20 protein-coding genes are annotated in these 21,499 nt (G+C 64.9%); 9 read left to right on the top strand and 11 right to left on the bottom strand.

All coding sequences use genetic code 11. From position 1 onward, the window contains the following. Positions 1 to 60 precede the first annotated feature (60 nt). The 8 genes from QTI24_RS13510 to QTI24_RS13475 all read right to left on the bottom strand — a co-directional run bounded on the left by QTI24_RS13510 (position 61) and on the right by QTI24_RS13475 (position 9,317). A complete protein-coding gene (locus QTI24_RS13510; RefSeq protein WP_286601076.1) occupies positions 61 to 1,260 on the bottom strand; it encodes an acetyl-CoA C-acyltransferase in 1,200 nt (399 codons plus the stop codon). 11 nt (positions 1,261 to 1,271) lie between these two features. Then, the gene (locus QTI24_RS13505; protein WP_286601074.1) at positions 1,272 to 3,671 is read right to left on the bottom strand and encodes a 3-hydroxyacyl-CoA dehydrogenase/enoyl-CoA hydratase family protein; all 2,400 of its coding nucleotides are present in this window, start codon (positions 3,669 to 3,671) and stop codon (positions 1,272 to 1,274) included. A gap of 131 nt (positions 3,672 to 3,802) precedes the next feature. Next, positions 3,803 to 4,237 (bottom strand): DUF2147 domain-containing protein, encoded by a 435-nt coding sequence (locus tag QTI24_RS13500; RefSeq protein ID WP_286601073.1) that lies wholly within the window; start codon positions 4,235 to 4,237, stop codon positions 3,803 to 3,805. A gap of 5 nt (positions 4,238 to 4,242) precedes the next feature. Further along, positions 4,243 to 6,039 carry an acyl-CoA dehydrogenase C-terminal domain-containing protein gene (locus tag QTI24_RS13495; RefSeq protein ID WP_286601070.1) on the bottom strand — a complete coding sequence of 599 codons (1,797 nt, stop codon included), beginning with the start codon at positions 6,037 to 6,039 and terminating at the stop codon, positions 4,243 to 4,245. A 67-nt stretch (positions 6,040 to 6,106) separates the two neighbouring features. After that, positions 6,107 to 6,805, bottom strand: a complete 699-nt coding sequence (locus QTI24_RS13490; RefSeq protein ID WP_286601069.1) for a TetR/AcrR family transcriptional regulator — start codon at positions 6,803 to 6,805, stop codon at positions 6,107 to 6,109. 166 nt (positions 6,806 to 6,971) lie between these two features. Beyond that, positions 6,972 to 7,820, bottom strand: a complete 849-nt coding sequence (locus QTI24_RS13485) for a fumarylacetoacetate hydrolase family protein (RefSeq protein ID WP_286601067.1) — start codon at positions 7,818 to 7,820, stop codon at positions 6,972 to 6,974. 19 nt (positions 7,821 to 7,839) lie between these two features. Next, positions 7,840 to 8,586: an SDR family NAD(P)-dependent oxidoreductase gene (locus QTI24_RS13480; RefSeq protein ID WP_286601065.1), complete on the bottom strand. Its 747-nt coding sequence runs from the start codon at positions 8,584 to 8,586 to the stop codon at positions 7,840 to 7,842. Beyond that, on the bottom strand, positions 8,583 to 9,317 hold the full coding sequence (locus QTI24_RS13475) for an SDR family oxidoreductase (protein WP_286601062.1): 735 nt from the start codon (positions 9,315 to 9,317) through the stop codon (positions 8,583 to 8,585). The genes QTI24_RS13480 and QTI24_RS13475 overlap by 4 nt, the downstream gene beginning before the upstream one ends. Positions 9,318 to 9,479: 162 nt before the next feature. Between QTI24_RS13475 and QTI24_RS13470 the strand changes: the two genes are divergently transcribed. The 7 genes from QTI24_RS13470 to QTI24_RS13440 all read left to right on the top strand — a co-directional run bounded on the left by QTI24_RS13470 (position 9,480) and on the right by QTI24_RS13440 (position 16,635). After that, on the top strand, positions 9,480 to 10,187 hold the full coding sequence (locus tag QTI24_RS13470) for a FadR/GntR family transcriptional regulator (protein WP_286601060.1): 708 nt from the start codon (positions 9,480 to 9,482) through the stop codon (positions 10,185 to 10,187). 45 nt (positions 10,188 to 10,232) lie between these two features. Continuing rightward, positions 10,233 to 11,228, top strand: a complete 996-nt coding sequence (locus QTI24_RS13465; RefSeq protein ID WP_286601059.1) for a sialic acid TRAP transporter substrate-binding protein SiaP — start codon at positions 10,233 to 10,235, stop codon at positions 11,226 to 11,228. 141 nt (positions 11,229 to 11,369) lie between these two features. Further along, complete coding sequence (locus QTI24_RS13460; RefSeq protein WP_286601058.1) at positions 11,370 to 11,927, top strand: TRAP transporter small permease; 558 nt, start codon at positions 11,370 to 11,372, stop codon at positions 11,925 to 11,927. Positions 11,928 to 11,946: 19 nt separating this feature from the next. Beyond that, the gene (locus tag QTI24_RS13455; RefSeq protein ID WP_286601057.1) at positions 11,947 to 13,341 is read left to right on the top strand and encodes a TRAP transporter large permease; all 1,395 of its coding nucleotides are present in this window, start codon (positions 11,947 to 11,949) and stop codon (positions 13,339 to 13,341) included. Positions 13,342 to 13,479: 138 nt separating this feature from the next. Next, complete coding sequence (locus tag QTI24_RS13450) at positions 13,480 to 15,006, top strand: UxaA family hydrolase (RefSeq protein ID WP_286601056.1); 1,527 nt, start codon at positions 13,480 to 13,482, stop codon at positions 15,004 to 15,006. Positions 15,007 to 15,023: 17 nt separating this feature from the next. Then, the gene (locus QTI24_RS13445; RefSeq protein WP_286601055.1) at positions 15,024 to 16,082 is read left to right on the top strand and encodes a malate/lactate/ureidoglycolate dehydrogenase; all 1,059 of its coding nucleotides are present in this window, start codon (positions 15,024 to 15,026) and stop codon (positions 16,080 to 16,082) included. A gap of 199 nt (positions 16,083 to 16,281) precedes the next feature. Continuing rightward, positions 16,282 to 16,635: an alpha/beta hydrolase gene (locus QTI24_RS13440; RefSeq protein ID WP_286601053.1), complete on the top strand. Its 354-nt coding sequence runs from the start codon at positions 16,282 to 16,284 to the stop codon at positions 16,633 to 16,635. Positions 16,636 to 16,717: 82 nt separating this feature from the next. On the opposite strand, the gene QTI24_RS13435 is transcribed toward QTI24_RS13440, so the two are convergent. Continuing rightward, positions 16,718 to 18,100, bottom strand: coding sequence for a TAXI family TRAP transporter solute-binding subunit (locus QTI24_RS13435; protein ID WP_286601052.1), 1,383 nt, complete (start codon positions 18,098 to 18,100; stop codon positions 16,718 to 16,720). Positions 18,101 to 18,275: 175 nt separating this feature from the next. Here QTI24_RS13435 and QTI24_RS13430 point away from each other — a divergent pair, with 175 nt between their 5' ends. Further along, complete coding sequence (locus QTI24_RS13430) at positions 18,276 to 18,692, top strand: YjjA family protein (protein WP_286601051.1); 417 nt, start codon at positions 18,276 to 18,278, stop codon at positions 18,690 to 18,692. Positions 18,693 to 18,747: 55 nt separating this feature from the next. Here QTI24_RS13430 and slmA read toward each other — a convergent pair whose 3' ends face one another. After that, positions 18,748 to 19,392: a nucleoid occlusion factor SlmA gene (slmA, locus tag QTI24_RS13425; protein WP_286601398.1), complete on the bottom strand. Its 645-nt coding sequence runs from the start codon at positions 19,390 to 19,392 to the stop codon at positions 18,748 to 18,750. 124 nt (positions 19,393 to 19,516) lie between these two features. On the opposite strand from slmA, the gene galE reads away from it, so the two are divergent. Continuing rightward, positions 19,517 to 20,533: a UDP-glucose 4-epimerase GalE gene (gene galE / locus QTI24_RS13420; RefSeq protein WP_286601050.1), complete on the top strand. Its 1,017-nt coding sequence runs from the start codon at positions 19,517 to 19,519 to the stop codon at positions 20,531 to 20,533. A 38-nt stretch (positions 20,534 to 20,571) separates the two neighbouring features. Here the strand turns inward: galE and argB are convergent, their stop codons facing one another. Then, positions 20,572 to 21,465, bottom strand: a complete 894-nt coding sequence (gene argB, locus QTI24_RS13415) for an acetylglutamate kinase (RefSeq protein WP_286571291.1) — start codon at positions 21,463 to 21,465, stop codon at positions 20,572 to 20,574. Positions 21,466 to 21,499: the final 34 nt, after the last annotated feature.

The raw sequence follows: 21,499 nt of genomic DNA, 5'->3' as shown, positions 1-21,499 counted from the left end.
GTGCCGATGGATCATGCAGTCGTATCGGAGACGCCTGCGCCTGCTCACAAACCCTGAGGCTTACACGCGCTCGAAGATGCCCGCCGCGCCCTGCCCCATGCCGACGCACATCGTGACCATGCCGTACTTCAGCTTCTTGCGCTGCAGTGCATGAATCACCGTCGCGGAGCGGATCGCGCCCGTCGCACCCAGGGGGTGGCCCAGTGCGATCGCGCCGCCCATCGGATTGACCTTGGCCGGGTCGAGGCCGAGCGTGTTCATCACCGCGATCGACTGGGCCGCGAAGGCTTCGTTGAGTTCGATCCAGTCGATGGCGTCCTGCGTCAGCCCCGCATAGCGCAGCGCGGCCGGGATCGCCTCGATCGGGCCAATGCCCATGATGTGCGGCGGCACGCCCTTGCTGGCGAAACTCACGAAGCGCGCGAGCGGCTTCAGGTCGTACTGCTTGCAGGCCTTCTCGCTGGCAAGGATCAGCGCACCCGCACCGTCCGAGGTCTGCGAGCTGTTGCCGGCCGTGACCGAGCCGCGTGCCGCGAACACGGTGCGCAGCTTGGCAAGGCCTTCGATCGAGGTGTCAGGGCGCGCGCCTTCGTCCAGGCTTACGGTGCGGGTCTTGACGATCGGCTCGCCGGTCGCAAGATCGGGCGTGCGGTCCGTGACTTCGATCGGCGTGATCTCGTCGGCGAACTCGCCGGCCTGCTGCGCGGCCAGTGCGCGCTGGTGCGACTGCAGCGCAAAGGCGTCCTGCGCGTCGCGGCTGATCTTCCACTGCTGCGCGACCTTCTCGGCCGTGAGGCCCATGCCGTAGGCAATCCCGACGTCGCCTTCGCGCTCGAAGATCGACGGCGACAGCGAGGGCGAATTGCCCATCATCGGCACCATGCTCATGCTCTCGACGCCGGCCGCGATCATCACCTCGGCCTCGCCGACGCGGATGCGATCGGCCGCCATCTGCACCGCCGACAGGCCGGAAGCGCAGAAGCGATTGACGGTAATGCCGCCGATGCTGTTGGGGAGCCCCGCCAGCACCGCGCCGATGCGCGCGACGTTGAGGCCCTGTTGCGCCTCGGGAATCGCGCAGCCGCAAATGATGTCCTCGATCGACTTCGGGTCCAGCCCGGGCACCGCCGCGAGCGCCGCCTTCAGCGTGGTCGCGAGCAGGTCGTCGGGCCGGTAGTTGCGGAAGTAGCCGCGATGCGACTTGCCGATCGGCGTACGAGTGGCGGAGACGATGTAGGCGTCCTGGATTTGCTTGCTCATGATGTCTGTCCTTAGTTGCGCACCGGCTTGCCGGTCGAGAGCATTCCCATGATTCGTTCTTGCGTCTTGGGGTGCACGATGAGCGAGCAGAAGGCCTTTCGCTCGAGCGTCATCAGGTATTCCTCCGTAACAAGCGACCCGGCATCGACGTCGCCGCCGGTGACGACGCCCGCGATCAGGCTCGCGATGTGGAAGTCGTGGGCACTGATGAAGCCGCCGTCACGCATGTTGACCAGCTGGCCCTTGATGGTCGCGGCGCCGCTGCGGCCCGCAACCTTGAACTGGCGGCGCAGCGGCGGGCGCCATCCGGCGTCGGCCATTGCCTTCGCCTGCTGCAGCGCGACGTAGAGCAGTTCGTCCTTGTTGGGAACGATCACGTCGCTGTCGAGCAGGTAGCCGAGCTTCTTCGATTCGAGCGCGCTGGTGCCGACCTTGGCCATGGCCGCGGCGGTGAATCCCTCGGTCAGGAAAGGCAGCAGGTCAGTGCCGGTCGATGCGGCCGCGTTCTCTGCGGCGCGGCGTGCAATGTAGGTCAGGCCGCCTGCGCCGGGGATGAGGCCGACGCCGACTTCCACGAGGCCGATGTAGCTTTCCATCGCGGCGACACGCTTGGCCGAATGAACCGCGAGCTCGCAACCGCCGCCCAACGCCATGCCACGCACGGCCGAGACGACCGGCACGCTGGCATAGCGGATCTTGAGCATGACGTTCTGCAGTTCTTCTTCCGCCGCTTCGACCGCGCCGATGCCGGCGACCACGAAGGCCGGAAGCATCGCCTGCAGGTCGGCGCCGACCGAGAACATTTCATCGGGCGACCAGATCACCATCGCCTTGTAGTCCTTTTCGGCCAACTCGACGCCCGCGGCCAGCGCCTCGGCGACGTCGGGGCTGATGGCGTGCATCTTCGAATGGATGCTCGCGATGAGGACTTCGCCGTCCAGCGTCCAGAGGCGCACGTCGCCTTCGTCCTGGATCGTCGTTCCGGCCTTGTTGGCGTCAGGTGCGTTGGCACCCAGAACGCTCTCGGGGAAGAGTTGGCGCTCGTGCACCGGCAGGCGTCGTGGCGCGATGAAGGTGTTCTTCGATGCGCTCCAGGAGCCTTCCGGCGTGTGCACGCCACCGGCTTCGGCCACCGGGCCTTCGAAGACCCACTGAGGCAGCGGCACATTCGCGAGCGCCTTTCCGGCATCGATGTCTTCCTGGATCCACTTCGCGACCTGCGTCCAGCCCGCTTCCTGCCACAGCTCGAACGGACCTTGCTTCATGCCGAAGCCCCAGCGCATCGCGAAATCGATGTCGCGCGCGCTCTCGGCGATGGTCGCAAGGTGCACAGCCGCGTAGTGGAAGCTGTCGCGCAGGATGGCCCACAGGAACTGGCCCTGTGCGCCCTCGCTCTCGCGCAGCAGCTTCAGGCGTTCGGCTGCGGGCTTCTTCAGCATGCGGCCGTAGACCTCGTCGGCCTTGTCACCCGAGGGCACGTACTCGCCCTTGGCCAGATCGAAGCGCAGGAAGTCGCGCCCGGCCTTCTTGAAGAAGCCGGCCTTGGTCTTCTGGCCCAGGTTGCCCAGTTCGAGCAGCTTGGCGAGCACCGGCGGCGTCGCGAAGTTGGGGTAGAACGGATCGCTTTTCTCGTCGAGGTTGTCCTGCAGCGTCTTCACGACATGGGCCATCGTGTCGAGGCCCACCACGTCGGCAGTGCGGAAGGTGCCGGAGCTGGCGCGGCCGAGCTTCTTGCCCGTGAGGTCGTCCACCACGTCAGGCGTCAGGCCGAACTTCTCGACTTCCTTCAGCGTGGCGAGCATGCCGGCGATGCCGACGCGGTTGGCGATGAAGTTGGGCGTGTCGTACGCACGCACCACGCCCTTGCCGAGCGTGCTGGTGACGAAGGCTTCGAGTTGGTCGAGCACTTCGGGCTTGGTGGTCGGCGTGTTGATCAGCTCGACCAGGAACATGTAGCGCGGCGGGTTGAAGAAGTGAATGCCGCAGAAGCTCGGCTTGAGCGCCTCGGGCAGTGCTTCGCTGAGCTTGGTGATCGACAGGCCCGAGGTGTTCGAGGCCAGGATCGCGTGCTTCGCGACGTGGGGCGCGATCTTCTTGTAGAGATCGAGCTTCCAGTCCATGCGCTCGGCAATGGCTTCGATCACCAGGTCGCATTCGCCGAGCTTGGCGAGATCGTCCTCATAGTTGGCCTGCTCGATGAGACCGGCATCGGCCACGTCGCCGAGCGGCGCGGGCTTGAGCTTCTTCAGGTTGTCGATGGCGCGCGTCACGATGCCGTTCTTCGACCCTTCCTTCGCAGGCAAGTCGAACAGCACGACAGGCACACGCACGTTCACGAGGTGGGCCGCGATCTGCGCGCCCATCACACCGGCACCGAGCACGGCGACCTTTTTCACTTGAAATCTGGACATAACAGAGGTCCTACAAAAGTTCTGACTGACTGATTCGGGAAACACCGTGGAACCGGCTCCGCCGGGCCACCGGTGTTGCCCCCTTGAGGGGGGAGGCGGCTACACGAAGTGAGCAAGCAACGGGGGTGGGCTCACTGCACACGGTTCCAGGTCTGGGTGCGCCAGAACGGACCGAGGTAGCCGCGCACTTCGAGCTTCTTGCCGCCATCGATGGGCGTCAAGCTCGCGCGGTATTCCTTGCCGTTCTCGGGGTCGAGGATCTTTCCGCCTTCCCAGACGTCCTTGCCCTCGGCCTTCTTGCCGCCGCGGATGATTTCCAGGCCGGCCATGGGCTTGCCCTTGCGGTCGTCGGTGCACTCCTCGCACACGGCGTCGGGCTTCGCGTCCTTGCGAAGCGTCTTCTCGATGCGGCCTTGCAGCGCACCGCCCGGTTCGCTGATCCGGATCTCTGCCTTGGACTCACCCGTCTTGTCATCGACGCTGCGCCAGAGGCCCACGGGGCTCATCTGCGCCAGCGCCGATGTGGCGCCGGCTGCCAGGACGACGGCTGCGAAGAGCGCTTTCATGGCGTTCAGGCCAGTGCGGCGTCGGTGTTCATCAACGGCGCGGCGCCGGCACGCGCGGTGCGCATCAGCGTCGCGGTCTCGGGGAACAGCTTGGCAAAGTAGAAGCGCGCGGTCTGCAGCTTGGCTTGGTAGAACGGATCGGCGTTGCCGGCAGCGATCTCGCGCAGCGCGGCGCGCGCCATCAGCGCGAACATGTAGCCGAACACGAAGTGGCCTGCGACGCGCAGGTAGTCCACCGCGGCGGCGCCGACTTCGTCCGGGTTCTGGAAGCCCTTGAAGCCGATCTCGGTCGTGAACTTGGTGAGCTGGTCGCCCAGGATCGCCACCGGCGTGATGAACTCGCTCATCTTCTCGTTGACGCCTTCTTCTTCAACCAGCTTGCCGACGAGCTTGCCGAACTTCTTCAGAGTCGCGCCATTGTTGCCCAGTACCTTGCGGCCCAACAGGTCCAGCGACTGGATCGTGTTGGTGCCTTCATAGATCATGTTGATGCGGTTGTCGCGCACGAACTGCTCCATGCCCCATTCCTTGATGAAGCCGTGGCCGCCAAAGACCTGCATGCAGGCGTTGGTCGCAATGTGGCCGTTGTCGGTGATGAAGGCCTTCACGATCGGAGTGAGCAGCGCGACGATCTCTCCGGAGTCCTTGCGCACCTTCTCGTCGGGATGGTGATGCTCCTTGTCGAGCAGCAGCGTGCAGTAGATGGCCAGCGCACGGCCGCCTTCGGCGTAGGCCTTGGCGGTCATCAGCATCTTGCGCACGTCGGGGTGCACGATGATCGGATCGGCGTCCTTGTCCTTCGCCTTCACGCCGGAGAGCGAGCGCATCTGGATGCGGTCCTTGGCGTAGGCGAGCGCGTTCTGGAAGGCCACTTCGGTCAGGCCCAGCGACTGGTTGCCGACGCCCAGGCGGGCGGCGTTCATCATCACGAACATCGCGGCGAGGCCCTTGTTGGGCTGGCCGACCAGCGTGCCGGTAGCGCCTTCGAGCACCATCTGGGCCGTGGCATTGCCGTGGATGCCCATCTTGTGCTCCAGCCCGCCGCAGTAGATGCCGTTGCGGCTGCCGAGCGAACCGTCGGCCTTGACGTTGAACTTCGGCACCACGAACAGGCTGATGCCCTTGCTGCCCTTGGGCGCGTCCGGCAGGCGAGCCAGCACCAGGTGGATGATGTTGGCGGCCATGTCGTGTTCACCGGCCGAGATGAAGATCTTGTTGCCGGTGAGCTTGTAGGTGCCGTCGGCCTGCGGTTCGGCCTTGGTGCGCAGCAGGCCGAGGTCGGTGCCGCAATGCGGTTCGGTCAGGCACATCGTGCCGGTCCATTCGCCGGTCGTGAGCTTGGGCAGGTAGGTCTTCTTCTGCTCGTCGGTGCCATGCGCCGCGAGGGCTTCGTAGGCGCCGTGCGAGAGGCCGGGGTACATCGTCCACGCCTGGTTGGCGGAGTTGAGCATCTCGTAGAAGCACTGGTTCACCACGAAAGGCAAGCCCTGGCCGCCGTAGGCCGGATCGCAGGACAGCGCCGCCCAGCCGCCTTCGACGAACTGTGCATATGCGTCCTTGAAGCCCTTGGGCGTCTTCACCTCGTGCGTGGTCTTGTCGAGCACGCAACCTTCTTCGTCACCGTTGATGTTGAGCGGGAAGGTCACCTCGGACGCGAACTTGCCGCCCTCTTCCAGCACCGCATTGATGGTCTCGGCGTCAACTTCCGCGTGCTTGGGAAGCGCCCTGAGCTCCTCGGTGACGTTCAGCACCTCGTGCATCACAAACTGCATGTCGCGAAGAGGAGGGGTGTAGGCGGGCATGTGGGGATCTCCGGGAAATAAAGGTTTGAAGAGAAAAAAGAGAAAAGAGGTGCCGGGGGCCGCACGCTCAGCGCACGGTCTTCAGGCGGCGGCGCGCAGGAGCGGCGGTCGCGGCGGTCGCGGCGGCGGGCGGTGCCTCTGGCGAGGCGCAGCGCGCGAGGATGTTGTCGAAGCCGGCGTTGGCACGCGCCAGGGAATCGGGCGAGCGCAGGAATCGCGCCTCGTAGTGGAGCGCCAGGATCAGTGCGTGGATCTCGAAAGCGATCTGCTTCTCGTCGGCGTCAGCACGCAGGTGGCCTTCGGACTTGGCCTGGACGACGGCGCGGTACATCGCCGCGAGCCAGGTGTTGACGGAATCGGCCAGCGCATCGCGCACCGGGCCGGGCCGGTCGTCGAACTCGACCGCGCCGCTGATATAGATGCAGCCGGAATCGATTTCGGCCGAGGTGCGCTTCATCCAATTGGCGAACATCGCGCGCAGGCGCGGCAGACCGCGTTCGGCCTCGAGCGCGGGGTAGAAGACTTCCTGCTCGAAACGCGTGTGGTACTCGCGCACCACGGAAATCTGCAGCTCCTCGCGCGAGCCGAAATGGGCGAACACGCCCGACTTGCTCATCTGCGTGACCTCGGCCAATGCGCCGATGGACAGACCCTCCAGGCCGATCTGCGCGGCGAGGTTCAGCGCCGCGTCAATGATGACGGCCTTGGTCTGCTGACCCTTCTGGGGGGCACGAACGGTCTTGGCGGCGGCGACGGGGTCGGACATCGATGGGCTGAAAATAAAACGAACGATCGTTCTATTTTGCAGCAGTTTCGGGGCTTCCGAAAGAAGAAAGACCTGCAAAACTTGCAGGTCTTTCTGTCTAGAGCGCAAGCTCGTCAGGCGCCGCCCCCATCTGCAATCGGCTTGCCGCCGAATGCCGGTCCAGCAATCAGAGCTTGAAAGGCACGACCTCCTGGCGCTGTTCGCCCAGGCCCTCAATGCCCAGCGTCATCACGTCGCCCTTCTTCAGGAAGACCGGGGGCTTCATGCCCATGCCCACGCCGGGTGGCGTGCCGGTCGTGATGATGTCGCCAGGCTCCAGCGTATTGAGCTGGCTCACGTAGCTCACCAGCTTGGCGACGTTGAAGATCATGGTCTTGGTGCTGCCGGTCTGCACGCGCTTGCCGTTGAGATCGAGCCACATCGCGAGCTTCTGCGGATTGGGCACCTCGTCCCGCGTGACCAGCCAGGGGCCGATCGGGCCGAAGGTGTCGAATCCCTTGCCCTTGTCCCAGGTGAGGCCGCGCTCGAGCTGCCATTCGCGCTCGCTGACGTCGTTGATGGTGCAGTAGCCCGCCACGTAGTTGAGCGCATCCTTCTGCGACACGTAGCGCGCACGGGTGCCGATCACCACGCCGAGCTCGACTTCCCAGTCGCCCTTGACCGAGCCCTTGGGCAGCATCACGGGATCGTTCGGCCCCTGGATGCAACTGATGGCCTTGGTGAAGACCACCGGCTCTTTCGGGATGGGCATGCCGGATTCGGCCGCATGGTCCGCATAGTTGAGACCGATGGCGATGAACTTGCCGACGCCCGCCACCGGGCAGCCGTAGCGCGGCTTGCCGCGGACCAGCGGCAGCTTGTCGACCTTGAGCTTGCGCAACTTGGCGAGCGCGGCATCGCCCAGTTGATCGGGGCCGATGTCCTTGACCACCGCGCTCAGGTCGCGCAGCTGGCCGTTGTCGTCGACGAGGCCCGGCTTTTCCTTGCCGGGGTTGCCATAGCGAACGAGTTTCATGTTGTCCTTTCTTCTGAAATCAATAGGTGGAACGACCGCCGGAAAGATCGAACACGGCGCCAGTGGAGAACGAGCAATCTTCAGTGCAAAGCCAGGCGACCATCGCGGCAATCTCCTCCACCTTGCCGAATCGGCCCATCGGGATCTTCGAGAGCATGAACGCGATGTGGTCCGGTGACATCTGGTCGAAGATCGCGGTCTTCACCGCCGCCGGCGTCACGCAGTTCACGCGGATGCCCGTGTCGGCGAGTTCCTTGCCGAGCGACTTGGTGAGTGCGATCAGACCCGCCTTGCTGGCGCTGTAGGCACTGGCATTGGGGTTGCCGTCCTTGCCCGCCACAGAGGCGATGTTGACGATGCGGCCGTAGCCCTGAACGCGCATCTGCGAGACGACTTCGCGGCAGCAGATGAAGGGGCCGTTGAGGTTGACGTCCATCACCTGCCGCCAGGCATCGACCGGGTATTCCCAAAGCTTGGTGTTGGGCCCGGTAATGCCGGCGCTGTTGATGAGCGCGTCGATGCGCCCGGCCTGCGCGAGCGTGGCGGCAACGGCCTTGGCCACGGACGGCGGCTGCGTCACGTCGACGGTGAGCGCGAAGGCCTTGGCGCCGAGCGACCAAGCGGCCTTGGTGGCGGCTTCGCCGTCGCGGTCCCAGATCGTCACGCTGCCGCCCGAGGCCAGCAGGCGTTGCACGATGCCGTACCCGAGGCCGGTCGCGCCGCCCGTGACGACGGCGTGCCGGCCCGCGAAGTCGAGCTGGTTCATATGGTGATGCCTCCGTCGACCGTGAAGGCCTGCCCGGTGGCAAAAATCGATTCGTCGCTCGCCAGGAAGACCACGACCGGCGCGATCTCCTCGGCCTTCGCGAGCCGGCCCATCGGCTGGCGGGCGATGAAGGCCTTGCGCGCTTCTTCAGGGTCGGCGTTGGCGTTGATGCGATCGCCGAGCGACGGCGTATCGACCGTGCCGGGGCATACCGCGTTGCAGCGGATGCCCTTGGTCACGAAGTCGGCCGCGACGCTCTTCGTGAGACCGAGCACTGCGGCCTTGGTCGTGCCGTACACGAAGCGATTCGGCAAACCCTTCATGCTGGAGCACACGCTGGCCATGTTGATGATGCTGCCGCGTCCGGCGGCGAGCATGCCCGGCAGGACGGCCTGGATGGTCCAGAACTGCGCGCGCACGTTGAGCTGGAAGGCGAACTCGAGGTCCGCATCGGTGGCGTCCAGCGCCGTGCCGTTGTGCACCACTCCCGCACAGTTGAACAGCACGTCGACTGTGGGGAGCGTCTTCACGAAGGCGTCGATGGCGGCCCTGTCGAGCACGTCGAGCCGCGCGGTCTTGATGTTGGCGACGCCTGCATAGCGGTCGAGCAGTTTCTCGTTGACATCGGTGGCCCATACCTGGGCGCCCTCGGCCGCGAGTGCGAGCGCGCTCGCGTGGCCTATGCCCTGTCCGGCCGCAGTGACGAGTGCGGTCTTGCCCTGGAGTCTCATGAGATGTCCTCGTTGAAGCTTTGTCGGATGGTCGCGCCACCGGGGTCCGCAGCATTCAGGGTTTCGCCGGATGGCTGACGGACGGTGCGAATCGTATTCTGAATTGGCCTGACCACTTGTCCAATTCAGGACAACCCTTAAGCCCTATCGCTACCGCATCTCGTGCCGCTGCAGACCGTTGAACCCCGTCGTCTCTATCGCCAGATCGCCGATCAGCTGCGCGCGCTGATCGCCGGTGGCGAGTTCGCGGTCGGGGCGCGGCTGCCGGCCGAACGCGACCTGTCGAAGCAGCTCGGCGTGAGCCGACCCTCGGTGCGCGAGGCGCTGATCGCATTGGAAGTCGAGGGCTGGGTCGAAGTGCGTACGGGCTCAGGTGTTTACGTACTCGATCGGTCGCACCGCGCGTCCGAGCCCGTCGAGGCGGCCGAGTGGGGGCCGCTGGAACTCATCCGCGCACGCCGCGTGGTCGAAGGCGAAACCGCCGCGCTCGCGGCGACGATGGGCAAGCGCAGGGACGTGGACGCCATGACCCGCGCCATCGAGACCATGCGAGAGATGGCCGACCGCAACGTGATGCCGCTCGAAGGCGACCGAGCCTTCCACCTGGCGGTCGTCGACGCCTGCGGCAACGTCGTGCTGTCCGAAACGGTGCAGGGCTTCTGGGATTCGCGCAACGGTCCGATCTTCACGCGGCTCGGCGGGTATTTCGAGACCGTGAAGTCGTGGCGCTCCGCCATCGCCGAGCACGAAGCCATCCGCGACGCCATCGCCGCGCACGACGCGGATGGCGCGCGCAGGGCGATGCACGAGCACATGGACAAGTCGCACCAGAGATTCAGCGCGAGCTGGCGCCGCGCGAAGGTTTCCTGATCCGCCAGCAGTGTTCTCTTTTTCAAACCACAACGGAGACAACCGATGACCAGCAAACGTTTCGCCATCAAGACCATCGCAGCTTGCGCCATCGCGGCGAGCACGTTCGGCGCCTTCGGCCTCGCACAGGCGCAGACCAAGCTCAAGTGGGCGCATGTCTATGAAACCTCCGAGCCCTTTCACAAGTACTCGGTGTGGGCGGGCGAGGAGATCAAGAAGCGCACCAACGGCAAGTACGAGATCCAGGTGTTCCCGGCGTCGAGCCTGGGCAAGGAATCGGACATCAACCAAGGCCTGACGCTGGGCACGGTGGACATCATCCTCACGGGCGCGAGCTTCGCGGGCAACACCTACAAGCCGCTGGCCGTCACCTACTTCCCCTTCATCTTTCGTGACTCCGAACACCTGCTGAAGTACGCCAAGAGCGACGTCTTCGCCGAACTGGCGAAGGGTTACGACGAGAAAAGCGGCAACCACATCGTGGCGCTCAACTACTACGGCGCGCGCAACGTGACCTCCGCGGCGGCGAAGCCGGTCGCCAAGCCCGAAGACATGAAGGGACTGAAGATCCGCGTGCCCGATGCCCCGGCCTACCTGGCCTTCCCGAAGTCGCTGGGCGCGAACCCGACGCCGATCGCCTTCGCCGAGGTCTATCTCGCATTGCAGAACGGCACGGTCGACGCACAGGAGAACCCGCTACCCACCATCGAGGCGAAGAAGTTCTATGAAGTGCAGAAGAACATCTCGCTCACCGGCCACATCGTCGACTCGCTACTGACGGTTGTCTCGGGCCCGCTGTGGCAGAAGCTCACGCCCGACGAGAAGAAGATCTTCACCGAGGTGATGCAGGAAGCTGCCGAGAAGACCGGCCGCGAGATCATCGCTTCCGAAGTCCGGCTGACCGAAGAGTTCAAGAAGAAGGGCAACAACGTGATCACGGTCGACAAGAACGCGTTCCGCGAAGCAGTCTTGAAGAACACCAAGCCAACGGACCAGGGATACCGCCAACAAGACTACGACCGCATCCTCGCGATCAAGTAGGGCCCACCCCCCGTTTCTTGCTCACTTTCGTGTAGCCGAATCCCCCCTCGAGGGGGCAACACCTGCGGCCCGGCGGAGCCGGTTCCGCGGCGTTTTCCGAAGTAGCCGCGCAGTGCCTGCGGGCTGATCAAGGAGATCCGTTTGACTGACCAGAAAATCATTGATGACGAGGGCCACTTTCATGCGGAGGACGAGGTGGTCGACCTGTCGGACACCATTGCAGAGGGGTGGATCGCGCTCGCGATCTTCTGGATGTTGGGGCTCACGGTGTTCTACCAGTTCGTCACGCGGTACGTGATGAACGACTCCGCGGCCTGGACCGAAGAGGTCGCGCGCTACATGCTCATCGGCGTGGTCTTCATCGGCGCAGCGATCGGCGTGGCGAAGAACAATCAGATCCAGGTCGACTTCTTCTACCGCCACATTCCGGCGGCGATGGGCCGCTGGATGTCGAAAGCCGTGGACGTGATCCGCGTCCTCTTCTTCATCGCGGCCGTGGTCATGACGGTTCAGATGATGCTCAAGATCGGCAACCAGACGCGCATGACCATCGTCGATCTGCCGATGAACATCGTCTACGGCCTCTGCCTGTTCGGCTTTGCCGCGATGGCGTGGCGCTCCGTGCAGACCGCGCGCATCCACTGGCGACGCGGCTACAGCGTGCTCGAGCGCCCCGAATCCACCCTGGCCGACCACTGACGAACGGAAGCCCACGCCCATGCTGAAAATCTTCTTCCTGGTCTTCATGGCCGGCGGCATTCCGGTCGCCATCGCCATGGCTGGCGCCTCGCTCGCCTACATCCTGCTGTCGAGCAGCCTGCCGCCCTTCGTCGTGATCCACCGCATGGTGAGCGGCATCGACAGCTTCCCGCTGCTGGCCGTTCCCTTCTTCATCCTCGCCGGCAACCTGATGAACAACGCCGGCATCACGACGCGCATCTACAACTTCGCGCTGGCGCTGGTGGGCTGGATGAAGGGCGGGCTCGGCCACGTCAACGTGCTGGGCTCCGTGATCTTCGCCGGCATGAGCGGCACCGCGATCGCCGATGCGGCAGGCCTGGGCACCATCGAGATCAAGGCGATGAAGGAGCACGGCTACGACGCCGAATTCGCAGTGGGCGTCACGGCCGCCTCGGCAACGCTCGGGCCCATCATTCCGCCGAGCCTGCCTTTCGTGATCTACGGGATGATGGCCAACGTGTCGGTCGGCGCTCTCTTCCTGGCGGGCATCCTGCCGGGCGCGATGATGGCCATCCTGATGATGCTCACGGTCGCCTACTTTGCGCACAAGAACAAGTGGGGCGGCGACGTCAAGTTTTCGAGCACGCGGCTGTTCAAGGCGTTGAGCGAACTTGCGGTGGTGGTCGGCTGGCCGCTGCTGTTGTGGGTGGTCATCGACAAGGCCGGAGCGCCTGCGCAGCTGACCGTGTTCGGCGGGCTCGCGGCGCTCTTCGTGTTGGACAGGATCTTCAAGTTCGAGGCGCTGCTGCCGATCATGACGCCGGTGCTGCTGATCGGCGGCATGACCACCGGACTCTTCACGCCGACCGAGGGCGCCATCGCCGCTTGCGTGTGGGCCATGATCCTCGGCTTCGCGTGGTACGGCACGCTCTCCTGGAAGATGTTCGTCAAGGTCTGCCTCGACACGATCGAAACGACGTCGACGGTGCTTTTCATCGTCGCCGCCGCTTCCATCTTCGGGTGGATGCTGACGGCCACCGGCGTCACGGCGGACATCGCCGCCTGGGTGCTCGGCTTCACAAAGGAGGCCTGGGTCTTCCTGTTGCTGGCGAACCTGCTGATGCTGTTCGTCGGCTGCTTCCTGGAGCCGACGGCCGCGATCACGATCCTGGTGCCGATCTTGCTGCCGATCGCAACGCACCTCGGCATCGATCCGATCCACTTCGGGCTGGTGATGGTGCTGAATCTCATGATCGGCCTGCTGCATCCGCCGATGGGCATGGTGCTCTTCGTGCTTGCACGCGTGGCGGGCCTGAGTTTCGAGCGCACGACGATGGCGATCCTGCCGTGGCTGGTTCCACTGCTGGTGAGTCTCGCGATCATCACCTACATGCCGTCACTGGTACTGTGGCTGCCCAAAATGTTCTTCTAGAAAACGCCCCCAGGCTGCGCGCACTGCGTGTCGCTTCGCCAACCCCCTCGCGGCGGCGCCGCCGGCGGCCCGGCAAAGCCGGTTGCGCGGCGGCCTGGAACTGGCGCTGCGATTGAATCGATCCTAAGAGGTATCACGATGAATCCCTTCATTCGACTCCACCCCGCCGACGATGTTGTCATCGCGCGCGGCCAACTGGTCGGCGGCACGCCGGTCGAAAGCGTCACGGCGCGCGGGCTGATTCCACCGGGCCACAAGATTGCGGTGCGCGCCATCGGACAAGGCGAGCCAGTACGGCGCTACAACCAGATCATCGGTTTCGCGAGCAAGCCGATCGCGCCCGGCGAGCACGTGCACACGCACAACCTCGACATGGGGCCGGACAAGGGCCACTTCGACCGCGACTACGCCTTCGGCGCCGATGTGAAGCCGCCGCCCGCGCGGCGCGAGGCGAGCTTCATGGGCATCCGCCGTGCCGACGGCCGCGTGGCAACGCGCAACTACATCGGCGTGCTGACCAGCGTGAACTGCTCCGCCACGGCGGCGCGGGCCATCGCGGACCACTTCTCGCGCAAGACCAATCCGGCGGCACTCGCGGACTATCCCAACGTCGACGGCGTGGTGGCGCTCACCCACGGCACGGGCTGCGGCATGGACACGGGCGGCATGGGCATGCAGATCCTCGAACGCACGCTGACGGGCTATGCGACGCACGCGAATTTCGCGGCGGTGCTGGTGGTCGGCCTGGGCTGCGAGGCCAATCAGATCAATGCATGGCTGGCGACCGGCAACCTGAGCGAGGGCGAGAACTTCCGCGTCTTCAACATCCAGGACACCGGCGGTACGCGCAAGACGGTCGAGAAGGGGGTGGCGCTCATCAACGAGATGCTGCCGCGCGCCAATGCCGTGAAGCGCGAGCCCTGCAGCGCGGCGCACATCACGATCGGGCTGCAATGCGGCGGCTCGGACGGCTACTCCGGCATCAGCGCCAATCCGGCGCTCGGCGCCGCGGTCGACCTGCTGGTGGCTCATGGCGGCACCGCGATCCTGTCGGAAACGCCCGAGGTGTACGGCGCCGAGCACCTGCTCACGCGGCGCGCCGTCAAGCGCGAAGTCGGCGAAAAACTGGTCGAACGCATCCGCTGGTGGGAGCACTACACCGCCATCAACGAAGGCGAGATGAACAACAACCCCTCCCCGGGCAACAAGGCGGGCGGTCTCACGACCATCCTCGAGAAGTCGCTGGGCGCGGTCGCCAAGGGTGGCACCAGCAATCTCGAAGCGGTGTATGAGTACGCCGAACCCGTGACGGCACACGGCTTCGTCTACATGGACACGCCGGGCTACGACCCGGTCAGTGCCACAGGGCAAGTGGCCGGCGGCGCGAACATGATCTGCTTCACCACCGGACGCGGTTCGGCCTACGGCTGCGCGCCCTCCCCTTCGCTGAAGCTCGCTACCAACTCCGCACTCTGGCAGCGGCAGGAGGAGGACATGGACATCAACTGCGGCGAGATCGTCGAGGGAACCGTGTCCATCCAGGAGATGGGGCAGCGCATCTTCGAACTGGTTCTTGCCACTGCCTCGGGCGAACATTCGAAGAGCGAACAGCATGGCTACGGCCAGAACGAATTCGTGCCGTGGCAAGTCGGCGCCGTCATGTAGGCAGAACAGGAAGCTTTATGTCCCAGACTCTTCAAGCATCGACCTTGCGAACGCAGGTCTCATCGATCATCCACGCCGCAGGCAGCACGCCGGCCGAGGCCGAGCAGGTCGCAGCCAACCTCGTGCTCGCCAATCTCAGCGGTCACGATTCGCATGGCGTCGGCATGGTGCCGCGCTATGTGGACGCGGTGGTCGAAGGCGGTCTCAAGCCGAATGCCTCGGTCAAGGTAAATCTCGATGCCGGTGCGATGCTGGCGCTCGACGGCCAGCGTGGCTATGGGCAGATCGTCGGCGTGCAGGCAATGGAACTCGGCATTGCGCGCGCGAAGCAGCAAGGCAGTTGCATCCTCTCGCTCGCGAACGCGCATCACCTGGGGCGCATCGGCCATTTCGCGGAGATGGCGACGGCGCGAGGCCTGGTGGCGATGCACTTCGTCAATGTGCTGTCGCGGCCCGTGGTCGCGCCCTGGGGCGGTGGCGATGGCCGCTTCGGCACCAATCCCTGCTGCATCGGCGTACCCCTCGCGGGCGCCGAGCCCTTCATCCTCGACTTCGCGACCAGCCGGGTTGCGCAGGGAAAGATGCGCGTGGCCTACAACAAGGGCGAGCGCGTGCCGGCGGGCCACCTGATCGACGAGCACGGCGCTCCGACCGATGACCCGGGCGTCGTCGTCGTGCCGCAGAGCAACGGCCTCTTCGGTGCACTCATGACCTTCGGCGAGCACAAGGGCTACGGCATGGCCGTGGCCTGCGAACTGCTCGGAGGCGCGCTGACCGGTGGCGGCACCTGGCATCGTCCCGCCGACACCGCGCGCACTGTGCTCAACGGAATGCTGGCGGTGCTGATCGACCCCGCGAAGCTGGGCACCGAGGCCAGTTTCGAGAAAGAGGCGCGGGCCTTCATCGATTGGCTTCGCCAAAGCCCGCCAGGCGAGGGCTTCGACGCCGTGCAGATCGCCGGCGAGCCCGAGCGCAAGGCGCGTGCGGCGCGCGAACGCGAGGGCATCTGGCTGGACGACGCAACCTGGGGCGAGATCGTCGAATCCGGCCGCAAGGTGGGGGTGTCGATCGTTTGATTGTTTCCAAATGGGTGACGCGGTTCTTCCAAATGCAAGGGTTTTTACTTACCGATTGGTCCCAAACTTCATCCCACGGACCAGCCAGACAAGCTGATCTGGGTGAACAAGGCACAGAGTGAAGTGGCCACCCCGAAGGGCTTGGCACTTCACCCCGAGACCGGTTCGAAATCGTCCAAACGCATTGAAGGAAATTGAAATGAAGACCTCGAAACTCATCGCTGCGGCCGCTCTCTCCGTCCTGGCCGCCGCGGGTGCCGCACACGCGGAAACCTACGAAGGTGTGCATCCCCTGACCACCGCCAACAGCCGTGCCGACGTGAGCGCGGAAGCCAGGGTGGCTGCGCGCAGCGGCAACCCTTACGCTGACGGCTCGGATGCCGGCGTGCAGGCCGTCGCATCGAACACCGACCGCGCTGCGGTCCATGCCCAGGCCGTGGCCGCAGCACACAACCCGCTGCAGAGCCTCGACCGCCGCGCCTTCTACCGCGACCAGGTGCCGGCTGCGTACTACAAGCCGAAGGTTTCGGTGACGCGCCAAGCTGGCCTGTAATCCATCGACGGCACGCTGAAGGCTGGGTCCGCGAGTTCGCGGACCCAGCCTTTTTTCTTTCCGGAGAGCGAGACGGCCAGGCTCAAAGCCCCGATTTTTGGTCTTGCGCTCGGGCAACTTCGGTCTGTCGATTCAATTGCGCGCGCACATAGTCGACGTGCTGGCGCAGCGTGTAGACCCTGTCCGTGAAGTCGAGCGGAAACTTGGTATGGACGATTTCGTCCTCGATCCGATCAAGCTGGGCGAGGGCTTCTCGCCGCTCTTGGGCTTCGAGCTTGCGCGACGCCAGATCTTGCTCCAGAAACTTCAGTTCCCCATAGCGACGGTACAGACGACTCTGGCGCCGCCAGTTGACCAGCCCGGGCAGCAGCCGGGCCAGCGGGACCAGGATGGCGGCCAGGGGAACCAGCAGCAGCAAGAACCGCTGCGCGTAGTTGGCGGCCCAGAAAGGCAGATAGTTCTGCAGGAAGGGACGCCCGTGCTTGAAGTACCGCTCCGCCTCGGTCGACAGTGGGAAATCCGTCGCCCTCGGGCTCGGAAATTCGTCGGGTCGGTTGATCAGGCTGGGCTGCCTGTGCACCTGTCGCGCCGCTTCGAGCAACAGATAGGCCAGCGCCGGGTGAAGTTCGTCCCGCACGACCAGGTTGGCGGTCGTCGCCAGCAGTTCGATGTCTTGGGGAGGCAAATCGCGCTTCGGATCGACCGAGCCGCGCTTCAGTGTCACCGGTTGAAAGAACGGAAAACGGCGCGAAAGGCCTTCGACATGTTCCAGTGAAGCCAGGTGCATCGCTCCGTCGGCAAGAAGTCTCTGCACTGCCGGAGCCTGGGGCGCGGCGATGATGATGGCCGCGTCGATCTGGTGGCTGTCGAGCATGTCCACGGCCGCCATGCCTCCCTCGCTCACGAAGGTGGTGCCATCCGGTGCGCTGCGCTGGCCGTCCGCCATCACGACGCCGTAGATCGACAACAGTTGGACGGCAACCTTGTAGTTGCCGCTGCCCGGAACGCCGACTGCGATCCGCTTGCCGGCGAGTGCACCCAGGCCCTTCGACAGGTCGAGCGTGTGCGTGAAGATCCACACCGGCTCGAAGGCGACTGTCGCCAGCGAGCGGAGTGGCGTCGCATCGGGCGACGCATCGGGGTCGAGTGCCAGCACGCCCGTGCCGCCCTGGACGAAGGCCACCGAAACCGAACCCTCATTCAGCCGCTGCAGGTTCTCGACACCGCCGCTCGAAGGGCGCAACTCGAGCGCAATGCCGTTGGCTCGGAGAATGTCCTGGTATCGCTGTCCGAAGCGGTGGTAGGCACCATCGGCCACGCCGGTGCTCATCACCATCGTGCGCGGCGGCGTGGGGCTGATGAAGCGCACCACGAACCAGATGGCGGCGGTGAGGGCGGCGATCAGCGCCAACCAGAACAACAGGCGACGTCCAGTGGGCAGCGTTGGCAATGCCGGAGTCTTCATGCGTGAACCTGAAGCATTGGATGATCCATTCTGCCCGCGACATTACGGCCGGAAAGGGATAGCGGGCCGCATCGCCGGCGTGAAGCATGCGCCCACGAACTGTTTCAATGTCGCGGCTGTCGCGTCACGGGCTTGAGCTATGGTCGTTGCAATCTCACGTTCCAAGGAGGCCCATATGACCATTTCTCGTTACCCATTCGCCAGTATCGGCGCCGCTCTCGTCCTGCTCGCCACGGGCTCGGTTCAGGCCCAAGGCCTGGACGCGCTGAAGGGGCTTGCGGGAGGCGGAGGTTCATCGTCAGCGCTGGGCTCGATGGCATCGGGCAGCCTCGGCAATGCGGCAGGCGTTCTCGAATACTGCCTGAAGAACAAATATCTGAGCGGCGACGCCGCATCCTCGGTCAAGGACCAGCTCATGAGCAAGATCCCCGGCGGCAAGCCCGCGTCGGACAGCGGCTATGTCGACGGCTCGCAAGGCATCCTGACCGGCAGCGACGGCAAGAAGATGGACTTGACCGGCGGCGGGCTCAAGCAGGAAATCACCAAGAGGGCCTGCGACTTCGTCCTCCAGCAAGGCAAAAGCATGATCTGACCCCAGCCGTTCGGGGCGACTCAGCTTTGCCGCCGAGGGCGCGCCGCCGCCAACCTCAAAGCATCAGAGCGACCGCGGCGTCCAGATTCTCGGAAGGCGCGCGCCGGAAGCCCGAACGGGCAAAGCGCTGCAACCGCCCCACCACGAAGGCGGTCAGCGCCGATGCCCTCACCTGCGCATCGACGCTGGGCGTGGCCGACCCGTCGACCGCCGCCGCGTCGCGGAGCGCCTGGCGCAAGGTTGCCTCGATCTTGTCGAAGAACTGGTTCATCCGGCTCTGTAGCCGTTCGTTCTCGAAGACCAGCGCGTCGCCGACCATCACCCGCGTCATGCCCGGATTCTTCTCGGCGAACTGCACCAGCATCGCGACGATGTGTGCAGCCTGCTCAGTGCCCACGGCGTCGCGTTCGACGATCTGGTTGACCAACGTGAACACGCTCTGTTCGATGAAGTCGATCAGGCCTTCGAACATCTGCGCCTTGCTGGCGAAATGCCGATACAGCGCTGCCTCGCTGACGTCGAGCCGGGCCGCCAAGGCCGCAGTGGTCACGCGCTCGGCTCCGGGCTGTTCGAGCATGGCGGCCAGGGCCTGGAGGATCTGCACGCGCCGTTCTCCCGGCTTGGGGCGTTTGCGGGTCGGTACGGCCGCCGGTTCTGAACTGATTGGCGCGTCGGAGGCGCTTTGCTCGTCGTTCTGCATGGGCGCGTGCAAAATGTAAAAAAATGATTCTCGCACACGCCAGTTAGCGCGTGCCAACCGGGCATGCCCTGCTTGTCGCGCAGAATCGACAGGTAGTTCCACGGGGGCAGAACGCCAAATAGTTATGAGTCAGACCATTCTTGTGACCGGAGGTGCGGGTTTTATCGGCAGCCACACCTGCGTCGCGCTGGCAGCAGCCGGCTACGAACCGCTGATCCTGGACAACCTCGGCAACAGCGACGTCCGGGTGCTGGAGCGGCTGGAACGCATCATCGGCACGAGACCCCGCTTCATCGAAGGCGACGTGCGCGACCGGGCCTTGCTCGACAAGCTCTTTCGTGAGCGGCCGGTCGGCGGTGTCATCCATTTTGCAGGCCTCAAGGCGGTCGGCGATTCAGTGGCCGACCCGATCACCTACTACGACAACAACGTGCATGGCAGCTTCGTGCTCGCGGCGGCGATGCAGGCGGCGGGGGTTCGCACGTTGATCTTCTCTTCCTCGGCGACCGTCTATGGCGACCCCGACCGCTCACCGATCCCGGAGAACGCGCCCCTGCGGCCGGCCAACCCCTACGGCCGATCAAAGCTCATGGTTGAAGAGGCGCTAGGTGACATGCATCGCGCGCACCCTGCCTGGCGCATTGCGCTGCTGCGCTACTTCAATCCCGTCGGCGCACACGAAAGCGGCCTGATCGGCGAACACCCGCAAGGCAAGCCGAACAACCTGATGCCTTTCGTCTCCCAGGTGGCGGTCGGCCTGCGCGACAAGCTGGCCGTCCACGGCGGCGACTACCCGACGCCGGACGGCACCGGCGTGCGCGACTACGTGCATGTCATGGACCTCGCCGAAGGCCACGTGGCGGCACTGCGACATGCGGAAAAGCAGCCCGGACTGGTCACGCTCAATCTCGGCACCGGCCACGGCGCATCAGTACTCGATGTCGTGAAGGCCTTCGAACGCGCCAGCGGCCAAAGCATCGCCTACGAAATCGGCCCACGCAGACCCGGCGACGTCCCCGCCTACTGGGGCGACCCCACGCTGGCGCAAGCCACGTTGGGCTGGCGTGCATCGCGCGGCGTGGACCAGATGTGCGCCGACAGCTGGCGCTGGCAACAAGCCAATCCCAACGGCTACGCATAGCCCGCAAGGGCGAGCAAAGCGAAGCCCGAGGGCGAGTTCTACCGGGCTCGGATCATCGTGCCGTAAGCCTGGTCGGTGAGAATTTCCAGCAGCATGGCGTGCGGCACACGGCCATCGATGATGTGCACCGCGTTCACCCCGCTCTTCGCGGCGTCCAGAGCGCCTTCGATCTTCGGCAGCATGCCGCCGGAGATGGTCCCGTCGGCAAAGAGCTCGTCGATCTCGCGGGCGCTCAGGTCCGTCAGCAACTTGCCGTCCTTGTCGAGCACGCCCGGCGTGTTGGTGAGCATCATCAGCTTCTCGGCCTTGAGCACCGTGGCGAGCTTGCCCGCGACGACGTCGGCGTTGATGTTGTAGCTCTCGTTCTCCTCGCCGAAGCCGATCGGGCTCACGACGGGAATGAAGGCGTCGTCCTGCAGCGCCTTGACCACGCTCGGGTCGATCGAGACGATGTCGCCGACCTGTCCGACGTCGTGGTGCAGGTTGGGGTCGTTGCGATCCGCCATCTTGAGTTTCTGGGCGCGGATCAATCCGCCGTCGCGCCCCGTGAGGCCCACCGCCTTGCCGCCCGCCTGGTTGATCAGGCCCACGATGTCCTGCTGAACCTCACCGGCCAAAACCCATTCGACCACCTCCATGGTCTCGGAGTCGGTCACGCGCATGCCTTGGATGAAATGGCCCTTCTTGCCGAGCCGGTTGAGTGCCGCCTCGATCTGCGGGCCGCCGCCGTGCACCACCACCGGGTTCATGCCGACCAGCTTGAGCAACACCACGTCTTCGGCGAAATCAGCCTGCAGCTCAGGGTCGGTCATCGCATTGCCGCCGTACTTGATGACGATCGTCTTGCCGTGGAACTTGCGAATGTACGGAAGCGCCTGCGCCAGGATTTCGGCCTTGTCGCGCGGCGGGATGTTGAGCACGGGATCGGTCATGGTGAGCAACGGAGAGAAGAGACTTTGAATTGTG

The organism is Variovorax sp. J22P240 (genome assembly GCF_030316855.1).
Classification (GTDB): Bacteria; Pseudomonadota; Gammaproteobacteria; order Burkholderiales; family Burkholderiaceae_C; genus Variovorax.
This window is presented reverse-complemented; position numbering and strand designations above follow the sequence as displayed.

What these genes read in the sequence shown, in the direction of transcription:
- QTI24_RS13510 (WP_286601076.1), bottom strand. Translation starts at nt 1,260, where the DNA reads ATGAGCAAGCAAATCCAGGACGCCTACATCGTCTCCGCCACTCGTACG.
- QTI24_RS13500 (WP_286601073.1), bottom strand. Translation starts at nt 4,237, where the DNA reads ATGAAAGCGCTCTTCGCAGCCGTCGTCCTGGCAGCCGGCGCCACATCG.
- QTI24_RS13490 (WP_286601069.1), bottom strand. Translation starts at nt 6,805, where the DNA reads ATGTCCGACCCCGTCGCCGCCGCCAAGACCGTTCGTGCCCCCCAGAAG.
- QTI24_RS13430 (WP_286601051.1), top strand. Translation starts at nt 18,276, where the DNA reads ATGACCATTTCTCGTTACCCATTCGCCAGTATCGGCGCCGCTCTCGTC.
- QTI24_RS13485 (WP_286601067.1), bottom strand. Translation starts at nt 7,820, where the DNA reads ATGAAACTCGTTCGCTATGGCAACCCCGGCAAGGAAAAGCCGGGCCTC.
- QTI24_RS13465 (WP_286601059.1), top strand. Translation starts at nt 10,233, where the DNA reads ATGACCAGCAAACGTTTCGCCATCAAGACCATCGCAGCTTGCGCCATC.
- QTI24_RS13435 (WP_286601052.1), bottom strand. Translation starts at nt 18,100, where the DNA reads ATGAAGACTCCGGCATTGCCAACGCTGCCCACTGGACGTCGCCTGTTG.
- QTI24_RS13480 (WP_286601065.1), bottom strand. Translation starts at nt 8,586, where the DNA reads ATGAACCAGCTCGACTTCGCGGGCCGGCACGCCGTCGTCACGGGCGGC.
- slmA (WP_286601398.1), bottom strand. Translation starts at nt 19,392, where the DNA reads ATGCAGAACGACGAGCAAAGCGCCTCCGACGCGCCAATCAGTTCAGAA.
- galE (WP_286601050.1), top strand. Translation starts at nt 19,517, where the DNA reads ATGAGTCAGACCATTCTTGTGACCGGAGGTGCGGGTTTTATCGGCAGC.
- QTI24_RS13475 (WP_286601062.1), bottom strand. Translation starts at nt 9,317, where the DNA reads ATGAGACTCCAGGGCAAGACCGCACTCGTCACTGCGGCCGGACAGGGC.
- QTI24_RS13505 (WP_286601074.1), bottom strand. Translation starts at nt 3,671, where the DNA reads ATGTCCAGATTTCAAGTGAAAAAGGTCGCCGTGCTCGGTGCCGGTGTG.
- QTI24_RS13445 (WP_286601055.1), top strand. Translation starts at nt 15,024, where the DNA reads ATGTCCCAGACTCTTCAAGCATCGACCTTGCGAACGCAGGTCTCATCG.
- argB (WP_286571291.1), bottom strand. Translation starts at nt 21,465, where the DNA reads ATGACCGATCCCGTGCTCAACATCCCGCCGCGCGACAAGGCCGAAATC.
- QTI24_RS13440 (WP_286601053.1), top strand. Translation starts at nt 16,282, where the DNA reads ATGAAGACCTCGAAACTCATCGCTGCGGCCGCTCTCTCCGTCCTGGCC.
- QTI24_RS13455 (WP_286601057.1), top strand. Translation starts at nt 11,947, where the DNA reads ATGCTGAAAATCTTCTTCCTGGTCTTCATGGCCGGCGGCATTCCGGTC.
- QTI24_RS13450 (WP_286601056.1), top strand. Translation starts at nt 13,480, where the DNA reads ATGAATCCCTTCATTCGACTCCACCCCGCCGACGATGTTGTCATCGCG.
- QTI24_RS13495 (WP_286601070.1), bottom strand. Translation starts at nt 6,039, where the DNA reads ATGCCCGCCTACACCCCTCCTCTTCGCGACATGCAGTTTGTGATGCAC.